This window comes from Collinsella sp. TM05-38, assembly GCF_003466445.1.
Taxonomy (GTDB): Bacteria; Actinomycetota; Coriobacteriia; order Coriobacteriales; family Coriobacteriaceae; genus Collinsella.
Genome location: NZ_QSPM01000010.1, coordinates 13,445 through 33,798, shown reverse-complemented (window position 1 = coordinate 33,798; position 20,354 = coordinate 13,445). Strand labels below are relative to the sequence as shown.

Sequence of the window (20,354 nt, the reverse complement as noted above, 5' to 3'; positions counted from 1 at the left end):
CCGGGGACGTCTGGGGACGGAAGAAAACGGATCAATTTGGCTCTCTGAGGGCCACGATGCCCGTCATGTCAACCGGCCATTTCAAAACTATGCCGGTTTACGGGGCTAAATCGCAAACCCCCAACCATACGCAATTCAGAAATAATAAAACTGCAGGTAAACGGCTTACTCTATTTCGAAAAAAGTCGGTATGGCCTGCCTGTGCCAATCTAGCCCCGTAAACCGGCATAGTTTTGAAATGGTACTTCGACAGTATTGATTCCCGCCCCGACACAACCAGCCCTACAGCCCGTACTTCACGACGACTCGGTTGATGCGGCGACACCAGGGCTTGTACAGGGCGGCCAAAAACACGCAGGTCGCGAGTCCGTGCGTGATGTCGAACGGCACCGCCGTGGCAAGACGCGCCACGGCGCCCGCCCACGTGAGCGGCTGCACAAAACCGATGATGTCGTATGCGTTGATCACGACGCCATAGAGCAGGCCCGATGCAAAACCGTACGCAAGCAATGCCGGCATGCGCACGGTCCCATCCGCACGGTCAAACGCACCCGCATGCGCCCGGGCGCCGCCAACATAGCCGACGAGTCCCCAGGCATACATCTGCCACGGCGTCCACATACCCTGGCCAAAAAAGAAGTTGCTGGTCAGCGCCGCCAGCGCGCCGACCATAAACCCGTTGCGACGCCCAAGCGTCGCCCCCGCGATAATGGCGATGGCACTCACGGGTTTAAAGTCGGGAATGGGGCCAAACAAGATACGCCCCGCCGCGGCCAACGCCGCCAGAACCAGCGTTGGCATAATCTGGCGCAGGCCGGGGCGCGACGCCTCGTAGCCCGCAAAGAACAGCGCGAGCACCAACGCCACCACGACAAGCATGGCAAGCGCCGCCTGTTCAACGCCCGCCAGCAACGCCGCAGTCATCACTGCGGGGACCGCCAGCAGCAGCGGGATTTCCATTTTTGCAAGTAGGCGCGAGACGCGATAATCCGCCATTCCATCACGCCCTATAAAACACGTTGTCGGCAAAGAAGTCGGTCGGCGGCTCCACGCAGGCGATCTCGCCGTCAAACATCATGGCGATTTCGTCAGCGACCTGCTCGGCAAAGTCCAGGTCGTGCGTGGCCATGATGACGGTGCCGCCGGCCTGCGCATGCTCACGCAGGGCTCGGGCGATAATGCAGCGACTTGCCAGATCAAGGCCCTTGGTGGGCTCATCAAGCAGCAACAGCTCGGGGCCAATCAGCAGCAGCTTTGCCAATGCAAGCAGTTGACGCTGTCCGCCCGAAAGATCGTACGGGTGGCGCCCATCCAGGCCCGACAGCCCCAGACTTGCCGCGCGCTCCTGTGCCACGGCCTCGTCGTACCCGCAGGTCGAAGCCCATTCCATTAGTTCATCGCGAACCGTCTCGGCAACCAGCAGGGCCTTGGGATTCTGAGGCAGCAGCGCCGCCGAAGCCGTCCCACGCACCATGCGGCCACGCTGCAGCTTAGCCGTCTTGGCCAGCACCGAGAGCATCGTTGACTTGCCGCAGCCGTTTCCGCCCACGACCGCATGCACCACGCCGGCCGAAAACGCCACGTCGAGCCCGCGCAGCACCCAACCGCCCGCGCGATCGTAGCGAAACCAGCCCTCGCGGATAGCCGCTGCCGCACTCGTCGCCGCCCCCTGCGCGGGCCGGCAAGAGTCCAAAGCCAAAAGTCCCTCGCGACTACCCAAACTCGCTAGGTCAACCGCCTCGCGCACGCGACCGCCCTTAATCCGGTACGCACACGTCGCATACTCGAGCATCGGCCGCGGCTGGTGCGTTGCCACAACAACCGTGCAGCCCAGCTCGCGATTCACACGAAACAGCGCATGCAGGAAATTCTTCTCGGCAACGGGATCGAGCTGGGACGTGGGCTCATCGAGCAGCAGCACGCGCGGGCGCAACGCCAGCACGGCCGCCAACGACAGCAGCTGCTTGCGTCCGCCCGAAAGCGTGTCGGTATCGCGGTGGAGCCAATCCTCCAACCCAAAGAAATAGCTGGTCTCGGCCACGCGACGGCGCATCTCGTCGCGCGACATGCCCAAGTTTTCCAGGCCAAACGCCATCTCGTGCCACACGGTCTCGCACACAATCTGGTTTTCGGGGTCCTGAAACACATAGCCCACGCGCTCCGCGGACGCCCGAACGTCCATGTCGGCAACGTTCTCGCCCAGCACGCGCAACTCACCAGCGCATTCACCCGTCGGCGCAATCTCGGGCTTAAGCAGCGAGAGCAGCGTCGACTTACCCGACCCGGTACCACCAACGAGCAGCGCAAACGCGCCCTGGGAAACGCGCCAATCGAGACCATCGAACACCGGCGCCTCGGCCCCGGGGTAGGCAAAGCGCAGGCCTCGCACTTCAATCGCCGGCTCATCCGAGCCGCGCACCATGTCCGTCATCATGCTCCCGTCCACCGAGTCATCAGCCAAACCTCTTTTCGTCAACCGCGTGCAGCACACAGGGCAGTGCCATCCAAGCCGCGTATACAACATAGCCCGGCCACGGTGCCGGCACCGAAAGCTGCGGGTAAAACGAATACTGCGTCGTCGCAACCCATGCCACCGCTACCGCGGCGGCACCAAACGCCGCAAGCCCAACCAGCGCGGCAACATCGCCGCGCCCCAGCCGATACCGCGCGTACGTCGTGCGACGCGTCGCGACGCCCCACCCACGGGAACGCATGGCGTCCGCGCGCTCCAGCGAATCTTCCATGCCCCAGCCCATCAGCACGCTCGATGCCCGCAGGCGCGAGCGCACGGGGTCGGCCGGCGCGCGCCCCGGCACGTCAATCGCATCTTGCACCGCCAGCACCGTGCGGCCGCGGCGCAGAAACTGCGGAATCAACCGCATACACATCGAAATCATGAGCGCGACCACCGGCGCAGCGTTGCCCAAAAGCGCAAGCACCTTGTCGTAGCCAAGCATCGACGCCGCAGCCTCAAACCACAGCACGCTCGCCACAAACAGCCCACCCATGCACAGGCCGTATACCATGCTCTCCAAATACACCGCGCGCATGCCGATGCGGAACAGCTCCGTCGAGCCCGAGGCGCTAAACAGCGGATTGACCAGCGCGATGATCAAAATCACCGGCAGCTGCCAGCGAAGCGCCCCCAGCGCACGCGCTGCACCGCGCGTCGCAAACCCGTACGCCAGCCCGCCCGCAAGCGACAGCGCAATCAACACCGGTTGCATCGAGAACATGGTAAGCCCCAGCGTCAGCACCATATAGAGCGCCGGCACCGCCGGGTGCGACATCGAGAATGCCGCGACGGGCTCACTGCCCGATTCCTCTCGCGTGATGTCCACGGCCCCCCCATCCCCTCGCTCAAACGCCAACGCCGCAGCGCCGCCGACGCCATACACAACCAGCGCAAACGCCACACCGGCGACACCGACATCGGCCGCCATGCGCCAATCGTTACGCGCTCATCATATGCCTGCGGTATCATATTGCGCCGTGTATCGTTTCCAAACACACGTCTCTATAACGTAACAGGAGATCACATGGACGCAACCGCAATTATCCTCGCCGCCGGCGAGGGCACCCGCATGAAGTCGAACCACTGCAAGGTTTCGCACAAGATCCTGGGCAAGCCCATGGTTCAGTGGATCGTCGACGCCACCATCAAGGCCGGCTGCAGCCGCGTCGTGGTCGTCATCGGCAGCCACGCCGACGAGATGCGCGCCCTTATCGACGGCGCCTACGCCACCAGCGCCACCAAAGTCGAGTGCGTCGAGCAGACCGAGCGCCTGGGCACTGGCCACGCCGTGAAGGTCGCACTCGAGGCCTGTGGCATCACGCAAGGCCCCGTCGTCGTGCTCAACGGCGACCTGCCGCTCATCACCGCCGACACCGTCGCAAAGTTCGCACAGACCGTCGCCACCGGCGAGCTCGCCTGCACCGTCATGACCATGACCCCGCCCGATCCCTTCGGCTACGGCCGCATCAAGCTGGGCGCCGATGGCCAGATCGAGCGCATCATCGAGCAGAAGGACTGCACGCCCGAGCAGGCCGCCGCGCTGCTCGAGTGCAACGCCGGCTGCTACGCCTTTGACGGCGCGCAGCTCGCCGCCCACATTGACGAGATCGGCAACGACAACGCGCAGTCCGAGTATTACCTGCCCGACATGCTCGAAATTCTCAAGGGCCACGGCCAGGCGGTCTCCATCTTCCACTGCGATGATTACCGCGACGGTCTGGGCGTCAACAGCCGCATCCAGCTCGCGCAGCTCACCGCCATCGCGCGCGATCGCATCAACGAGCACTGGATGGCCGAGGGCGTCACCTTCATCGACCCCACGCAGGCTTGGATCGGTCCCGACGCCGTCATCGGCCGCGACACCGTCGTGTGGCCGCAGACGCACCTGATCGGCCACGTCACCGTGGGCGAGGAGTGCCAGCTCGGCCCCAACAGCCGCCTCACCGACACCACCGTCGGCAGCGGCTGCACCATCGATGAGACCATCGCCATCGAGGCCGTCATCGAGAACGGCGTCGACTGCGGCCCGCGCGCCTACCTGCGCCCGGGCACCCACATGCTCGATGGCTCCAAGGCCGGCACGCACGTGGAGATCAAGAAGTCCACGATCGGCGAGGGCTCCAAGGTGCCGCACCTGTCCTACATCGGCGACACCACCATGGGCTCCGGCGTCAACGTGGGCGCGGGCTCCATCACCTGCAACTACGATGGCGTCCACAAGCACAAGACCGTCATCGGCAAGGACGCCTTCATCGGCTCCGACACCATGATGGTCGCGCCCGCCCAGATCGGCGACGGCGCGCTCGTTGCCGCCGGCTCCGTCATCACCGAGCCGGTTCCGGCAGACGCACTCGGCCTGGGCCGCGCCCGTCAGGTAAATATTGAGGGCTGGGCCGCCGATTATCGCCGCCGTCTGCACGAGGACGACGAGGTATAACGTTTTACCAAGCACAAAAGGAGCTGTTCCATGGAGCAGCTCTTTTTTTCTATCGTGACCTGCGCAACCGGATGAGTGGTCGGTTCGTGTCCGTTGACGGTAAAGACGTTATCAAGACTCGATAAACCCTATCGCGCGGTTACAATGCAACAAGGCATCTATATGGCATTCGATGTATAAAGGAGAAGGGTAATGCCGATTAATGATCCCGAGAAGTCGGAGAATATGCGCAAGTCCATCCGCGTGTATTCCGGTTCCTCCAACCGTCCCCTCGCTCAGAAGATCGCTGAGTACCTTGGGGTCGAGCTTTCGGGCCTTACGCTAAAGCAGTTCGCCAATGGTGAGATTTACGCCCGCTACGACGAGACCGTCCGCGGCGCCGACGTCTTCCTGATTCAGTCCGTAGCCGGCGGCAACGTCAATGACATGCTCATGGAGCTGCTCATCGCCACCGACGCTGCCAAGCGCGCGTCTGCCCGCTCCATCACCGCCGTCATCACCCACTACGGCTATGCCCGCCAGGACCGCAAGGCCGGCCCGCGCGAGCCCATCACTGCCCGCCTCGTCGCCAACCTGCTCGAGCGCGCCGGCGTCAACCGCATCATCACCCTCGACCTGCACCAGGGCCAGATCCAGGGCTTCTTCGATATCCCGGTTAACCACCTGTCCGCACTGCCGCTGTTCGGCCAGTACTACAACGACATGCACTTCGACACCGACAACCTGGTTGTCGTGTCCCCCGACGTGGGTCGCGCCAAGGCCGCCAAGAAGCTGTCCGACATGCTCGGTTGCGATCTCGCCATCGCCCACAAGGGCCGTCCGCGCCACAACGCCGCCGAGGTCATGGGCATCATCGGTGACATCAAGGGCAAGACCTGCATCATCAATGACGACATGATCGACACCGCTGGCACCCTGTGCGCCAACGTCAAGGAGCTCAAGGCCATGGGCGCCGGCGACATCTACGTGTGCGCCACCCACGGCATCTTCTCCGGCCCGGCCATCGAGCGCCTGAACGACGCCCCCATCGTCGAGTGCGTCGTCACCGACGCCATCCCCGTCGAGGTCGGCGGCAAGATCAAGACCATCTCGGTCGCCGAGGAGTTCGCCCAGGCCATTTCCGCCGTTTACCACGAGGAGCCCGTCTCCACGCTCGTCGGCGGCGACTTCGCACTGTAATCCAACGCGCATCGCATCATCTTTGATGCTTTTAAAGGGTCGGAAGCTCGCTTCCGACCCTTTTTCTATCCCTCGCCAACCTTCCCTGGACAATTAGTTCAGATACGTATTTTTTTAAAGCCCCAAAGGGCCGTTCGGAGCCTTCTGAGCTCCCCGGCGGATGCCATGCCGCCCAATGCTCATCGTTTTCGAGCACAATCGCCGCATATTTACCCTCAAATCGCCCTCGAAGGCCCTTAGAAACGCCTCGAACGCCCGCCGTCTTATACGTATCTGAACTAACTGTCCAGTAGCTATCGTCAACCTTCGCGGCAGAGCTCAATTTCCTGCAATCCCCTCAACCGATTCCATCGATTTCATAACACCCAGCCGTTCATGGCGCGCAGCGCCCCGCTGAGCGAAAAGAACGGTATGGCGGTCGCATTCTGCCGCCAACTTAGTACGTTATAGCTATGACGACCGTGATTTCACATCTCTCCGCCCTCCGCGCAATTCGTCGCGCACGACGGGCGTACTCTGCCCTACCCTGGGACTCCGTTGATAGTGAACAGCAAGCACAGGCCTTGGCTAGCTGCATTCCCAATAATGACGCGATAGACTTTGGCGCACTTTCGATACTCGACGCCTGGAATGAAGATGATTCCGAACTGCTCGATCTTCTCGTTTCAAGCGAAGACAACAGACGCCCCGACAAGCGACTTCTTCAGCATATTCTCTCCGCTCCTCTTCCTGAAGGTGCAATTATGCACGTCGAGGCCGACATCTACGCAACGTCTCCTGCCATGACAGCCATGCTTTGTTCCAAAAATGAATCAGTCGCCAAAACCTTGATGCTTCTCATGGAACTGCTCGGAACCTACTCCCTTCCTCCCGGGGCAACATACCCCATTGCCTATGACGACATCTGGCCCAAGGGCGATGGCTACGAAGCGATGGACGACCTCGATTGCCGGGGCGATCGGTCGGCGGCCGAACAGCAGAACGAAACCCGCTACGAACAGGCGCACTACAAATGCGAGCCCGCCACAACTATCGAAGAGCTTGAGGCGGTCGCGCGCTTCGCCAAAAGTAGCTCATACACCTCGTTTCGCACGGCAGTCAATCTCGCCCGACCCGGATCTGCATCCCCAGCCGAATCCCTAATGTTTGCCGTTCTCGGAGCGCCCATGCGCTTTGGCGGATTCGGATGCTGCAGCCTGCCCATGGGAGGCCTGCTACTCAACCATCGAATCGACTTCGACACTCTTGCGGTCAACATGTCCTCCGGCATCCCTTACGCCATCTGCGACCTATATTGCCCGGCAGCCGGAGTCGACAACGAATACAACGGAATTGGGCATGAGCTTCAAAACGCTCGCATCCACGATGGCAATCGAAATAATGGACTCAAAGCAATGGGCATCCACGTCCTGGTTATCAATCGCGACCAAATGAAAGACCTTGTTGCACTCGAAGCCTTCGCCCAAACGATGCATCGACTCGCGGGAGTCCGATTCCGGTATCGCATCAAGGGCTATCGCAAGCGTCAGGGCGCTTGGCTCAACGCTCTGCGGGCCGGAATCGGCCTTGCGCCGGTCTAAACGGCGAATCACCCGTGCGCCGTCGAGCAGGGCTGGACAGTTAGTTCAAATACGTATAAATGGACACAGTGAATTAGGCTGTTTTACAGCTATCTCTATACCATTCGCCCTATTTGAAGGCAGGGTAGACTTCAAAACGGCGCCATATGGACTAACTAAAGCTCCAAAACAACGTATCGGCATCGAATTAAGCACTTCGAGTCCTCAGAACTTATACGTATCTGAACTAACTGTCCACCTCGGATTTTGACGGGCGTCCAAACGCCCCCAAACAACCTCAATTGCCCTCCATTTGACAGTGGCAACAGGGTCGCTCACCATAGCAGGCGACAAATCAACGAAAGGATGAACATGGCAGCTGCACAGCCGCTCAAGATTCGCATGGTTGCCGGACTTGGCAACCCTGGCGAGGAATATGCCGAGACCCGCCACAACGCTGGCTTTAAGGCAATCGACGAGCTGGCCCGTCAGGCCGGCGTCACGTACTGGAAAAACCAGGCCGGCGCCGAGGTCGCGCTCATCAACATCAACGATCCCGAGGAAGAGGGCGGCAAGCGCCAGATCGTGCTGGTCAAGCCGCAGTCGTACATGAATACCTCGGGCGGTCCCATCTCCAAGCTCTGCCGTGAGTACAAGATCAAGGCCGAGGAGCTGCTCGTCATCCACGACGAGCTCGACATTCCCGCCGGTGATGTGCGCGTCAAGGTGGGCGGAGGCCATGCCGGTCACAACGGCCTGCGCTCCATCATCGACAAGATGGGCAGCCGCGACTTTAGCCGCATCCGCACCGGCATCGGCAACCCTCCCGGCAAGATGGCCGTGGCAGACTACGTACTCAAGCAGCTGCGCGCCCGCGAGGCCGAGGACTTCCAGGACACCTGCGCCCGTGCCGCCGACGCTGCCGGTCTGGCCATCGTCCACGGCGTAATCTACGCCCGCGATCACGTAAACGGCGCCGCTTCCGCCAACGGCAAGCACTAAAACCTGCCAAAATAAACCTGTCCCTTTTTGGCCGGTCACTTTTCCCACCTGCCGAAGATACACGCAAGCGACATGCCCATGAGGGTATAATTTGCACCGTATGTCTGCACAACGCCTGTGCGCGTACGGTTCTAATCGGGCTGCCGTCCATTTCCGTGGAGGCACGGTTCGGTCGCCCTAACAAGAGAGGGGTTCTATGTATAAGATCCTGGAGAAGACGCAGTTCTCGGAGAAGGTGTTCAAGTTCCGCATCGAGGCGCCCGCAATCGCCAAGCATGCGCATGCTGGACAGTTCCTCATGGTTCGCGCCAACGAGACGGGCGAGCGCGTCCCGTTCACCCTGGCCGGCTGGAACGGTGACGAGGGCTGGGTCGAGTTCATCTTCATGGTGATCGGCAAGACCACCGAGATGCTTTCCACCTACGAGGCCGGCGAGTCGCTGCGCGACGTCGTGGGCCCGCTGGGCGTTCCCACCGAGATGGCCGAGGGCCCCTGTGCCGTCATTGGCGGCGGCGTCGGCCTAGCAATTGCCTTCCCGGTCGCCAAGCACCTGGTCGAGACCGGTCACGAGGTGCACGCCATCATGGGCGCCCGCACCAAGGACCTCCTGCTCATGGAGGACCAGTTCCGCGAGCTCCTCGACGAGGACCACATCCACATCACCACCGACGACGGCTCCTACGGCGAGCAGGGCGTTGTCACCGCTCCGCTGGAGCGCCTGCTGCAGGACAAGGCCGTGAGCCAGGTCTTCTGCGTCGGCCCCGTTCCGATGATGAAGTTCTCGACCCTCACCGCCCAGAAGTACGACACCCCCATCACCGCGTCGCTCAACCCCATCATGGTTGACGGCACCGGTATGTGCGGCTGCTGCCGCGTCGAGGTGGGCGGCGTGACCAAGTTCGCTTGCGTCGACGGCCCCGACTTCGATGCCACCCTGGTCGACTGGGATGACCTTCGTGCCCGCCAGGCCGCTTACCGTTCCGAAGAGGGCGAGTCCCTCAAGGCCTATGAGGAAAAGAGCTGCGCATGCCACTAGTTAACGGTCGTTTCGTTGCCGATATGAAGTCGCCCCGCACCCCCGATAACGAGGAGCCGGCTGCCGAGCGCGCCTGCGACTTCCGCCCCGTCGACAAGGGCTTCACCGAGGAGATGGCGCTGGCCGAGGCCGAGCGCTGCCTCAACTGCAAGAAGCCGTTCTGCGTTGAGGGCTGCCCCGTCAACATCAACATCCCCCGCTTTATCGAGCAGATCCGCGAGAAGGACTTCGGCGGCGCCCTCGATACCATCCGCGAGGACTCCATGCTTCCCGCCATCTGCGGCCGCGTCTGCCCGCAGGAGAACCAGTGCGAGGGCAAGTGCATCCGTGGTAAGAAGTCCGAGCCCGTGGCCATCGGTCAGCTCGAGCGCTTCCTGGGTGACCGCCCCGAGCTCGCCTCCACGCCCAAGATGGCCCCCAAGAACGGCAAGAAGGTCGCCGTCGTCGGCTCCGGCCCGTCCGGCATCACCTGCGCCGGCGAGCTCGCCCGCAACGGCTTTGACGTCACCGTCTTCGAGGCTTTCTTCACCGGCGGCGGCGTGCTGGTCTACGGCATCCCCGAGTTCCGTCTGCCCAAGGCAGTCGTCAAGCGCGAAATTGACGGCCTGGAGGACATGGGCGTTAAGTTTGAGTACAACTCCGTCGTGGGCAACATGGCCACGGCCGAGGAGCTGTTCGAGCAGGGCTTCGACGCCATCTACGTGGCGACCGGCGCCGGCCTGCCCAAGTTCCTCAACGTCCCCGGCGAGAACCTGCCCAACGTCTTCTTCGCTAACGAGTACCTCACCCGCGTGAACCTGATGAAGGCCAACAAGTTCCCCGAGTACGACACCCCCACCAAGCACGGCAAGAACGTCGTCGTCTTTGGTGGCGGCAACGTGGCTATGGACGCCGTCCGTACCGCCAAGCGCCTGGGCGCCGAGCACGCCATCATCGCCTACCGTCGTACCGAGGACGAGATGCCCTGCCGTCGCGCCGAGCTGCACCATGCTAAGGCCGAGGGCGTCGAGGTTCTGCCGCTCGTTTCCCCGCTCGAGTTTGTCGCTGGCGAGGACGGCTCCGTGTGCGCCGTCAAGGTCCAGAAGATGGAGCTCGGCGAGCCCGACGAGTCCGGCCGCCGTCGTCCGGTTGCCATCGAGGGTGCCATCGAGGAGATCCCCTGCGACGTCGCGATCTCGGCTATCGGCACCAACGCCAACCCCTTCGCTGCCAAGATCGGCGGCAAGATGGAGCTCAACAAGTGGGGCTACATCGTCGCTGACGAGGAGACCGGCCAGACCACCGATCCCCGCATTTGGGCCGGCGGCGACATCGTCACCGGTGCCGCTACGGTCATTCTGGCGATGGGCGCCGGCAAGAAGGCCGCCGCTTCCATCACCAAGAGCCTGCTGGGCGAGTAATCACCTACAGCGCTAGCCATGAAACGGCAAAGTCCCCGTCGAGCACACGCCCGGCGGGGACTTTTTTGTGCCGGCCGTCCAAACCACCACAAAGGGGACAGGCACCTTTGTGGTGGTTTGGGACTTGCCTGGTCGTTTCGTCTCAATCTGTAACACCTTGAGTCCAAATATCTGGCTTGGTGTTACAGATTGAAATTTTGCAAAAGCCGAGAATGGGCGCCGCCACCAAAACCTAGCGCTTGCGGCGCTTGGTCACGGCGACGCCGGCCGCGGCAACGGTTGCGCCGGCGATGCCCAGGGCGGCGACCGTCATCGCGGCGGAGTCACCCGTGCTGGCAAGCTCCGTGCCGCCGGACTTCTTGCCGTTTTCGCCCTTACCCTTGGACTTGTCCGTCGTCACTGTGGTCGTCGTCGAAGTCGAACCACCCGCAGGAGCCCCGGTACCGCCAGAGCCATCCGCACCGCCACCCTGCTCGCCACCGCCAGGCGTCGGCTCGGGCTCCGGCTTGGGATCGGGCGTCGGCTCAGGCACCGTCTCATCGGTCACCGTAATCGTAATGTTCAGACGCTCGGAATACTCGCTGTACGACATGCCAGGGCGTTGTGCCGCAATGCGCACATACATGTTGCTATCGAGCGCAATAGGCTCGGTGTACTTTACGCGGCCTTCGTCACGGCAGGGGCAGGTGTCGTTGGTGGTGTACCAAATGGTCGCGCCATCCTCCGCCGAAAGCTCCAACTTCGTACCCTTGGGCACCGTAATGTAATTCTCCTTGGGCGACCACGAGCCAAACGTCGTCGCACCAATCGTCGCCGCCGGTCGCGCCGGTCGCACGGCCTCGGCAGACACGCGCACGTCAACCTGCTTGGACAGCGCCGTGCCATCCACCGCCGCCGTCAACGTCGTCAAACCGGGCAGAGCACCATGCAGCACAAACGTCGCCGCGCCGTCCTCGCCCGTCACGGCCTGGGTGGCATCGACAGAGCAGATAGCCGAGGACTCCAGCCCAACACTAACCTTGGCGCCCGCAAACGGCTTGCCCGCCTTATCGGTCACATGTGCCACTAGCTCATAGTCGCCGCCCTCAAGCATGGTCACAGCTTGTTCCACGTTGAGCTTGAGCTTGTCGGCACGAACGCCCACGGCAAGCTCCCCGCTTGCCCAGCGCGACATGGCCGTGCCGGCATAGTTCCGAGCGCCATCAAGCTCAAACGCCACCATCGAGCCCGCCTCACGCGCATCGACATAGCGAATACGCAGCACGCGCGACAACGGCTTGCCATTGGGATCGTCCTGCTTGTCGAGCCACGTATACGTCACGTCGCCCAAGCCCTGCGCGCACAATGCGACCAGAGCATCGTCGCTCGCGTCCATATACTGCGCAAACTCAACCTCGATGCAATCGGTATAGGCATGGGCCGAAGCCACCTCGGGCGCCGCCGTCGACACCAAGCCAATGTTCACCTCAGTCTGAATCGGCGGCACGCACAGCCAAGCCGAACGCGCCTCCTCATACCCGTCCTTGGTCACGCGCACCTGATACCAGCCGGTCGGCGTATTCCAGTTGTACGCACCGTCCGCACCCGTTGCAAGCGGATTGTCCTGCTCATACTCCTCGGCATCCCAACGCGTGGCATTGGTGCCGGTGGCATCGTCGGCGCTCCACAGCTCAACCGTTGCACCCTCGACCGTATTGGACAGCAGGCCCTCATACACCACGCCCGCAAGGTCGGGTGCAGCCTTGGCAGCCACATGGCGGTAACGTGCCTCAAAGATCGACTGCATCTTCTCGTCCGAAATCAAGCCGTCCTTGTTGGCGTTATAGACCTCGGTATCGGTCAGCTCGCCCCAGTTGACCGTAATACGATTCTGACACGCGCGCTCCACCTGCTCGCAGGCAACATCGTAGGCGCATTCGGCATTGGTCAGCTTAATCGCGCGCTCCGAGCCCACACTCGTCGAAGCCGCATCATAGGCAGCGCCCACCACGGTACCCGCCGAACCGGCCGTCAGCACACCGGCGATTGTCATAATGGAGCCCACTGCCACATCGGTGCTGTCGTGGCAGAGCTGGCGATACAGCAGATCCTCAAACGCACGCGCCTTCTCCATGGCGTCACGCAGCGCGTAAATGCACTTCCAGTCGTCCTCGGTCTTCTCGGGCTTGGCAAGCAAACGCGTATGCTGAAGCTCATAGCCCTCGCGCTCGCCCTTCACCTTCTGCATACGGACGTTCACGTTCTCCCAGTTCTTGCTGGCATCATTCACGCCGTAAATGCCGGTAAAGATGCCGATGCCCTGGGTCGCCGCGGGAAACGCCTGGCCGGCCGCCTTCCACGCATCGGTCTTAAAGACCTGTCCGAACATCTCGCACTCGATCTTATAGCTCTTGAGCGAACGGATCGTGCGGATGAGCTTCATATGGGCGCTCACGTCGCCGTTGAGCTTCCAGGCCATGAGCCATCCGCGCACCTTGGAGTTGTTGAGGCTATGGACCACATTCCAGTTGTCGTACAGGTTGTCCAGAATGTCGCACTGCATGGCAATCGAGTTAAACAGAAGCGCCTGGTTCTTGTTGTTATTGGAGTTCTCGATAAATTCCGACTCTATATAGGCCGTCTGCTCGCCATCGGGCGCAGCGACCTTAAAGCCCTTGACGGTATCGTCGTCAGCCGCCTTGTAGCTCAGCGAGCTGCCGAGCGCCTGGCCCAAATCGTTAAACCCGCTCGTCGACTGCCCGTTGTACTCGCTGGCCTTAATGCCCGCACACTTGTTGAGCGCCGCAGCGGTTGCGTCATTCCAGCTTCCGTATTGGTTGAGCTGGCCGATACCCATCGACTGACCCACCAGATCCTCGGCCTGCTGGGCAATAAACTCCGCTCGCGACGCATGGTCGATGAGCTCCTTGATGGCGGCCGCATCCGCAGCGTTCGCGCCCTGGGCCGCCGCGAGTTCCTGATACCAATCCTCGCTGGTGCCGTAAGCATCCTCAAAGATCATCTTGTCCACGTTGACGCCATAGCTGTCGCCCTGCTTGGTCAGCAGCGCCGACGAGCCGCCAACCGCGGCCTTAAGCTCGGCGGCAAACTGCGCCGCCTCGTCGTTGCCAGCATCATCACCCTCGCCGTCGCGGGCAGCAGGGGCACGACGGGCCTTGCGAGCAGCTCTACCTTGGGCTTCGTCCTCTTTACCGTCCTTGTCCTCCTCGGCAAACGCATCGGCGACCATCTGGTCAATCGCGTCGTTAAAGGCCTCGTCGACATCATTAAACGAGTTGTCCATCATATACTCGTGCCACTGCTGTACGGCATTCGAGAACTCCTGTTGGCGCTCCTCGGCCGTGGCGGAATGCTTTTTGGCCGAAGCGTTGGCATCAAAACTCAGCATGGTCATAAGCTGAGCATTGGAGATGCGGTAGGTCTGCGGCATAAAGATCTGCTCAAAGTTTCCGCAGTTCACATAGGTCGAGTCATTCGCCTTGTTAAACTCGTCGAGCAGCTTAAGGTAACCCTCGTCCACATACTCCGCCACATAGCGCACACGGGTGCCCTCGCGCGACTTTTGAGTCAGAGGAATCGTCACCGTCTTGCCATCCACGCAGTCCACATACAGGTCGAGCGTGTCGGCGGCCTCTTCGTTTCCCACCTCGAGCGTGATGTCAAAGGTCCAGTAGGCGTTCTTCTTTTGTGGCAGATGATGGAAGGTCCACAGGCTCTTGCCGGTGTCCTTGCCGTCCTTGGCCAGGCTTTGCGTACCGCCACGATACGTCACATCAAAGTTCCAGACCGAAGCGCCCGGAACATAGCGCACATAATTGCGAGCCGTCACATCGGCGGCAGCCGCGGCAACATCGGTCGAACCCACACGCGCCTCGAGCATCACGCGCTCGGCGGCAAGCGTATCCTGCGGCAGGTCGTATTCAATCTTGGCACGGCCGAGTTTATTGGTCTTGCCGGTGTACTTTGCAGCCGACGAGCCCGTCCCCACGGTGAGCTGCACGCTCTTGCCCGGCGCCGCATAGATGTAGGCCACATTGCCCAGCAGGCTGTGAACGTCGGTGCTGTCGACCTCGATACACGATCCGCTAACCTCGAGTGTGGTGCTTCCCAGCGGCAATGTCACCTCGCCCAGCGTAATAAGCGGCGAGACGGCATAGGTGCCCGCGGCCTTAGGATTAAAGCGCACGAACACATCGGCGCCCATGCCCTCTTTCATGTCGAGAACGAGGTTATCGCCCTCCCACGTCGCGTCAGTCCACCATGTACGGGAGCTATCACCGGGGTCGCGGGAGCCTGCGGACACATCCTCGACGGCATCCTTGGCCAGCGGAATCTCAATCTTGGCAGCCTGGCTGTCCTTGAGCTCGTAATGAATGCGCAGCTCGGTCTCCACGCCAACGACCGCGGACGAATCAGCGATAACCGAGCCCGCCGTCAGCCCGCGCTCGGCACGATACGTCTCCACGTCAAACGTGAGGACGTCGAGCGTCGCGTCGAGCTGTTTGCCGTCCTCGATCTTCACCTGCTTTTGCGCGATATGCTTGCCCGCGGTCAGCCCTAGGCGGCTAAACGTGGAGCAGTCCTTCGCCTGAATGTCGTAGCTCGTCTTGTTAAAGGCAACGATCGTATAGGAACCGGCCTTAAGGCGCGGCGTCTCGGCCTTCATGATAGGCGTGGTGCCGTCATCCTCATAGCCCGTCAGATACGTGACGCCGTCGGCGACCAGCTTGCCATCGGATGCGCGGAACACGAGCACGCGGTTGGCTCCCATATACTCGCCCTTGGTGGTAACCGTCGCCGTACCCCAGGGCGTCAAGTCGATAGCGACCTTACCAGCCGAAGGCTTCACCGCTGCAGTCTCCCCACCCAGCTTAAGGTTATCCTTGGGCTTGAGTGCAATCTCGAGCTCCTGGTCCGCGTCGGCAATAGCCTGCGACACCACGAGCACCGTGCCCTGGATGCGATAGTCGTTTTCCTTGTCACCCTTGGCCGGCTTGAGGGTCTTGCCGCCGCTCTTCACCGTCAGATCGATGTTATCGAGACTATCGAGCTCAATGCGTTCGGTCTTATCCTGGCCCACAATCGGTTCAAGATAGCCCACGTTGAGCTCAATCGCGCGCGAGGCCGGAATCTTGGTAAAGTCCTCGGCATTGATCTCCCCGACGTCCCACGTGCCCGCCATTTGATCGCCCGGGCGAGCGAGCACCATATCGTAGCAACCATCAAGCGAAATGCGCAGCGTGGCCGCCGTCTTGGAGAGAGCGTCGGCGGTAAAGCTGCCGTCATCGCCAACCGCCAGAGGCGTGGACTGCCCCGCCTGCACGAGCACGGCCGCCGCGCCCTGGGGAAGCTTACCCGTTACCTGGGCAGCCTCGCCCATCCACTCAAAAGTGTAGGCAGGACGCGAAGGATCGGCCGAGTCCATGCGATCGGCAACGGCATCGGCAATTTTCTTAATCATCGAAGGATTGCCCGCCGAGTCCGTCGCATAGGCATAGATGGTCTGGCCCTCGCTAAAAGGCATCGAGTAATCGACGCCATCGATCGTCACGTTATTTGTGTACAGGCCTGCCTCTTCGAGCTTGACATCGGGATTCATGATGCGCAGCGCCACCGCGTTGTGATTAGTGGTTGAGCTGCCGGCGCTGCTGGTAATACGCGTGTTGTCGAACGGCTCCAGATCAATTGTCTGCACGCTCTTGGGCACAACGATTTCCTTACCGGCCAGTGCGGGATCGAGGTAAGTAAACGCGTGCGCTCCGATATATTTAACGCCGTCGCCGATCGTCACCGACGACACATGCGAGCACCCGTCAAAGGCATAGCGCTCAATCCGTTCCACGGTACCCGGCACGTTGATCTGGGTAAAGGTGAGTACCGTTGTGTCCGAGACATAGAACTGTGGCACGCCGCAATTGGCGAAGGCGCGATAGTCGATGGTTTTGACCGAAGGCGGCAGCGTTGCCACCACCTTGTCGTCAAGTTGTTCGCAGCCCTCAAAGGCCTGCTCGGGAATCGTGGTAAAAGCCGCGTTGTTGGCCAGGTCACCGTCTGAAGTGTCTTGCTTCCGGTAAACGCATTCCAGCCCAACTCCTCAACCGAATCGGGCAGTGTGATTGCCTTGATGCTGCTGCCGCCCAAACCGCCCACAGAGCGGATATGCGAATCGGGGGCAAACGTAATTGATGTGAGCGCAGCGCTTCCCATACCCGTAAGGCTTACGACATGCTTGCCGTCGATGGTCGAGGGCACCTCCAACGTGGTAATGCCCGCGTCGCCATACTCAATAGAAATTTCGTTGGTGAGGCTATCGATCGAGAAGTAGTACTGCGCGGGGGTCTGCTCGCCGGCCACGTAGCCATCATCGGATTCGCCTTTTACGCCCGTGGCGCCCTTCGAGGTTGCCCAGAGTTCAAGTCCCTCGTTCCAGGTTGCCTCGGCACCGGAAGCCTCCTCTTGCTTCTGCTGCTCGGCGAGTTCCTTGCCCTCGACAAGATCGGTGGCGAGCGTACCCGCAGGTGTGCTCTCGGTCTGCCCGGCGCCCGTCAGGCCCGCCGCCGATGCAATCTCGGAGGCCGGGGGCGTAGGGGCGTCACCGGTATCGAGCACTGTGGGGTCGGCAGCGTCGGCATCGGGCATGGGGCCGGCGGAAGCAGAGTCTGACGTTTGGACGTCAGCCGAATCGGCGGAAGCGGCGTCGCCTGCTTGGCCGTTATCCGTCTGTACAAAAGTGCCGTCGGTGTTGAGGGCCTCGGCAAACGCGCCCGCGGGCAACGAACCCGTCACCATGGTGAGGGTCACAGCGACAACGGTCAGGCGGCAACAAAGCGCTCGAACAGTGGTCCACCTCATGGTCGTTCCTTTCCCGAAAACCAAAAGTCATCCAGCATAATCGTCGTCCAAAAACAAAGCGAACGGTAGGTTCATATATACGAACCTACCGTTCTACCTGTGCAAACCGCCACAAAGGGGACAGGCACCTTTGTGGTGGTTGGGGTTATTCATCCGTCGTGGCGGAGCGCAACCTAACGCTTGCGACGCTTGGTCGCAGCAACACCGGCAGCGGCAACAGTTGCGCCAGCGATGCCCAGGGCGGCGACCGTTATCGCGGTGGTGTCTCCCGTGGCGACCAGGACAGCATCGGGCTTCTTGGCCGGCGTGGTTTTCTCAACCGTCTTGGTCGTGGTGGTTGTCGTGACCGGCTTAGCCGCTGGTTTGGTCTCGGGCTTCACTTCGGGCTTAGCCTCAGGCTTAACCTCAGGCTGCGGTGTCGGCTTGGGATCCGGCGTAGGCTGCGGATCGGGAGCCGGCGTGGCTTCAGGCGTAAAGGTCAAATCGGTGTTGAGCCACAGGGTGTAGATCCAGCCGCTCTCGGGATCAACTACACTCGCTTCGCCCATCTGGTAGCCGCACTCCTGGCCGTTGATCACCAGCTTGGTGTCGGGCGTGAAGTAGAAGCCGCGCGCGGGCTTGAGGTAGATGCCGTAGCGATAGGTCACGCCGGGTTTAAAGGCGTCGATGTGATTGGTGATGTGCTGGTCCCAAAACTCAACGGAATTCACCTCACTGCCGTCGCTACCCGTCCAGTACTCACACTGAGGAAGGGAATTGGAGCCCGTCGGAACATTCGCCGTAAAGACCGGCTTATCGCCCGCCTTAAAGGTGGTCGTGGCGCCGTTGATCTCGATAACGTCGATGGCACGCCATTCGTCAATCGGCTGCTCGCACAGCATATTGTCAGCGTTTGGCGCGAAGACACCGTTGACGGTCTTGATGTGGTGCGCCCAATGACCGTTGACGTTCATTTCGCAGTCATCGGCCACGGTATTGTCGCCCTTGAGCCTCAGCTCAACGGAGTACATGTAGAACTTGCCCTCTTCGAAGTGGTCAATCTTCTTCATGCCCGGCGTGTACTTTGCGGGGTCGGAATACCAGAAGGCAACGGGTACCGACTCCCCGGATTCCATGTCGAGCTCCATTTCCTCCCAGCATTCGTAGGCGATCTCATACTTGTCGGCATCGGCGGCGGGGATCGTCGCGGTCGCGCGGGGCGCCTCGCCGGGCGCGTAGTCGGTCTTCACGTCGTTGACGTCCAAGTTATGGAGGGCTTCGTTTTCCGATGCAACAAGCGTAATTTCGCTATTGATGGCATAGCGGAGGTAATAGTCGTCCCTGGTTTCGTTGAGGGTAATCGAGCTGCCTGGCTGATAGGCGTTGAAGATATCATCGGGATCCCCAACAATGATGGCACCGCCCTCATAGTCAGTTCCGGTATACGTCAGTGCCGCGCCAATATAAAGAACCTCATTGCGTGTGAGTCGATACGAGCCGCCTGCCGCGGCACCCGTAAAGGTCAGCGTCAGCCTCATGTGATCGCCAACAGGCTCAAAGTGAGCCGTCACATCGGACATAGATGTGTCCTGGACTTCAGCCAGGGTGCCCGAAACAGCATCGGCCCGGTAGTACTTGGTTTCGACAAGTTCGCAGAGCGGCTCATCCGGCATGCCGCCCTCTACATCGGGAAAATCATAGGTATACGACTGGCCCTTTTCGAGCGTGATGTTGCCCGGAAGCACACAGTCCGTATAATGATCGACCACGGTCGTGTTGAAGTTGACGCCACCAGGGTTCTCGGTGGCGTCGGTCACGCCACAGGGCATGATGGCATCGTTTGCCGGCGTGGCGGCGTTGTCGCTGGGAGTGTTTTGTTCGGCGGGTGTCGCATCGTTCACCGTTGCCGCCGGTGCGTCCTGCTGACCCTGCTGAGGTTCTGCCGTGGATTGCGCCACCGGAGCCGCGTCAGCCATCGGCGCAGCCGGGGCCACCGGTACCGGCGCCGGAGCCGCCGTATCCTCCGCAACCGTCGGCGTCACCGGAGCCGCGGCGACCTCGCCCGTCGCAGCGGCGGGATCGGCATATTCGGTCGCCAGCGCCACGCTCGGCAGCAGCAACTGACCGACCATAAGCGCACACGCGCCGGCACAAGCGATTTTGGCACCTACACAACGCCAGGTACCATGAACCAACGAGCAGGTGCGCTCGCGCTGAGTTTGCTTATCAAAGCGGCTTCCGTACATAACGGCCTCCTTGGTCGCAGGGGCATACCACCACAAAGGTGCCTGTCCCCTTTGCGGTGGTCCTGTACCACCAAGATGTGCAAAATGACTCCGCACGCCTAGGTTCGTAGATGTGAACCTAGGCCTCTACCTGCGGTTTAATTCAATAT

12 protein-coding genes are annotated in these 20,354 nt (G+C 61.3%); 6 read left to right on the top strand and 6 right to left on the bottom strand.

Annotated features, from left to right (window positions below; translation table 11 throughout):
* Positions 1 to 282: 282 nt before the first annotated feature.
* Genes DXD49_RS06860 through DXD49_RS06850 form a run of 3 tightly spaced genes read right to left on the bottom strand, consistent with a single transcriptional unit; the run spans position 283 to position 3,443 of the window.
* On the bottom strand, positions 283 to 996 hold the full coding sequence (locus DXD49_RS06860; RefSeq protein ID WP_117794579.1) for a DUF6580 family putative transport protein: 714 nt from the start codon (positions 994 to 996) through the stop codon (positions 283 to 285).
* 4 nt (positions 997 to 1,000) lie between these two features.
* Positions 1,001 to 2,434 carry an ABC transporter ATP-binding protein gene (locus DXD49_RS06855; RefSeq protein ID WP_199568986.1) on the bottom strand — a complete coding sequence of 478 codons (1,434 nt, stop codon included), beginning with the start codon at positions 2,432 to 2,434 and terminating at the stop codon, positions 1,001 to 1,003.
* Positions 2,435 to 2,453: 19 nt separating this feature from the next.
* The gene (locus tag DXD49_RS06850) at positions 2,454 to 3,443 is read right to left on the bottom strand and encodes an energy-coupling factor transporter transmembrane component T (RefSeq protein ID WP_233541762.1); all 990 of its coding nucleotides are present in this window, start codon (positions 3,441 to 3,443) and stop codon (positions 2,454 to 2,456) included.
* Positions 3,444 to 3,539: 96 nt separating this feature from the next.
* Between DXD49_RS06850 and glmU the strand changes: the two genes are divergently transcribed.
* From glmU to gltA, 6 genes are all read left to right on the top strand, one after another.
* Positions 3,540 to 4,952 carry a bifunctional UDP-N-acetylglucosamine diphosphorylase/glucosamine-1-phosphate N-acetyltransferase GlmU gene (gene glmU / locus DXD49_RS06845; protein WP_117794578.1) on the top strand — a complete coding sequence of 471 codons (1,413 nt, stop codon included), beginning with the start codon at positions 3,540 to 3,542 and terminating at the stop codon, positions 4,950 to 4,952.
* Positions 4,953 to 5,144: 192 nt separating this feature from the next.
* Entirely contained in the window at positions 5,145 to 6,131 is a 987-nt protein-coding gene (locus tag DXD49_RS06840; protein WP_089573682.1) for a ribose-phosphate pyrophosphokinase, read from the top strand.
* 452 nt (positions 6,132 to 6,583) lie between these two features.
* Positions 6,584 to 7,711 (top strand): hypothetical protein, encoded by a 1,128-nt coding sequence (locus tag DXD49_RS06835; protein ID WP_117794577.1) that lies wholly within the window; start codon positions 6,584 to 6,586, stop codon positions 7,709 to 7,711.
* 351 nt (positions 7,712 to 8,062) lie between these two features.
* Positions 8,063 to 8,692, top strand: a complete 630-nt coding sequence (gene pth / locus DXD49_RS06830) for an aminoacyl-tRNA hydrolase (RefSeq protein ID WP_195246394.1) — start codon at positions 8,063 to 8,065, stop codon at positions 8,690 to 8,692.
* Between the two features lie 196 nt (positions 8,693 to 8,888).
* Positions 8,889 to 9,728 (top strand): sulfide/dihydroorotate dehydrogenase-like FAD/NAD-binding protein, encoded by an 840-nt coding sequence (locus DXD49_RS06825; protein WP_006235793.1) that lies wholly within the window; start codon positions 8,889 to 8,891, stop codon positions 9,726 to 9,728.
* A complete protein-coding gene (gltA, locus tag DXD49_RS06820) occupies positions 9,719 to 11,128 on the top strand; it encodes an NADPH-dependent glutamate synthase (RefSeq protein WP_117734771.1) in 1,410 nt (469 codons plus the stop codon). Before DXD49_RS06825 ends, gltA begins: the two co-directional genes overlap by 10 nt.
* A gap of 232 nt (positions 11,129 to 11,360) precedes the next feature.
* Here gltA and DXD49_RS06815 read toward each other — a convergent pair whose 3' ends face one another.
* From DXD49_RS06815 to DXD49_RS06805, 3 genes are all read right to left on the bottom strand, one after another.
* The gene (locus DXD49_RS06815) at positions 11,361 to 16,970 is read right to left on the bottom strand and encodes an FN3 associated domain-containing protein (RefSeq protein ID WP_233541765.1); all 5,610 of its coding nucleotides are present in this window, start codon (positions 16,968 to 16,970) and stop codon (positions 11,361 to 11,363) included.
* Positions 16,916 to 17,980, bottom strand: coding sequence for a leucine-rich repeat domain-containing protein (locus DXD49_RS09910; RefSeq protein ID WP_233541761.1), 1,065 nt, complete (start codon positions 17,978 to 17,980; stop codon positions 16,916 to 16,918). Before DXD49_RS09910 ends, DXD49_RS06815 begins: the two co-directional genes overlap by 55 nt.
* 173 nt (positions 17,981 to 18,153) lie before the next feature.
* Positions 18,154 to 20,205 carry a hypothetical protein gene (locus DXD49_RS06805; RefSeq protein WP_117794574.1) on the bottom strand — a complete coding sequence of 684 codons (2,052 nt, stop codon included), beginning with the start codon at positions 20,203 to 20,205 and terminating at the stop codon, positions 18,154 to 18,156.
* Between the last annotated feature and the right edge of the window lie 149 nt (positions 20,206 to 20,354).

Coding starts and splice junctions, on each gene's coding strand:
- glmU (WP_117794578.1), top strand. CDS start 3,540: ATGGACGCAACCGCAATTATCCTCGCCGCCGGCGAGGGCACCCGCATG.
- DXD49_RS06805 (WP_117794574.1), bottom strand. CDS start 20,205: ATGTACGGAAGCCGCTTTGATAAGCAAACTCAGCGCGAGCGCACCTGC.
- pth (WP_195246394.1), top strand. CDS start 8,063: ATGGCAGCTGCACAGCCGCTCAAGATTCGCATGGTTGCCGGACTTGGC.
- DXD49_RS06840 (WP_089573682.1), top strand. CDS start 5,145: ATGCCGATTAATGATCCCGAGAAGTCGGAGAATATGCGCAAGTCCATC.
- DXD49_RS06855 (WP_199568986.1), bottom strand. CDS start 2,434: ATGATGACGGACATGGTGCGCGGCTCGGATGAGCCGGCGATTGAAGTG.
- DXD49_RS06825 (WP_006235793.1), top strand. CDS start 8,889: ATGTATAAGATCCTGGAGAAGACGCAGTTCTCGGAGAAGGTGTTCAAG.
- DXD49_RS06835 (WP_117794577.1), top strand. CDS start 6,584: ATGACGACCGTGATTTCACATCTCTCCGCCCTCCGCGCAATTCGTCGC.
- DXD49_RS09910 (WP_233541761.1), bottom strand. CDS start 17,980: ATGAGGTGGACCACTGTTCGAGCGCTTTGTTGCCGCCTGACCGTTGTC.
- gltA (WP_117734771.1), top strand. CDS start 9,719: ATGCCACTAGTTAACGGTCGTTTCGTTGCCGATATGAAGTCGCCCCGC.
- DXD49_RS06850 (WP_233541762.1), bottom strand. CDS start 3,443: ATGGCGGCCGATGTCGGTGTCGCCGGTGTGGCGTTTGCGCTGGTTGTG.
- DXD49_RS06860 (WP_117794579.1), bottom strand. CDS start 996: ATGGCGGATTATCGCGTCTCGCGCCTACTTGCAAAAATGGAAATCCCG.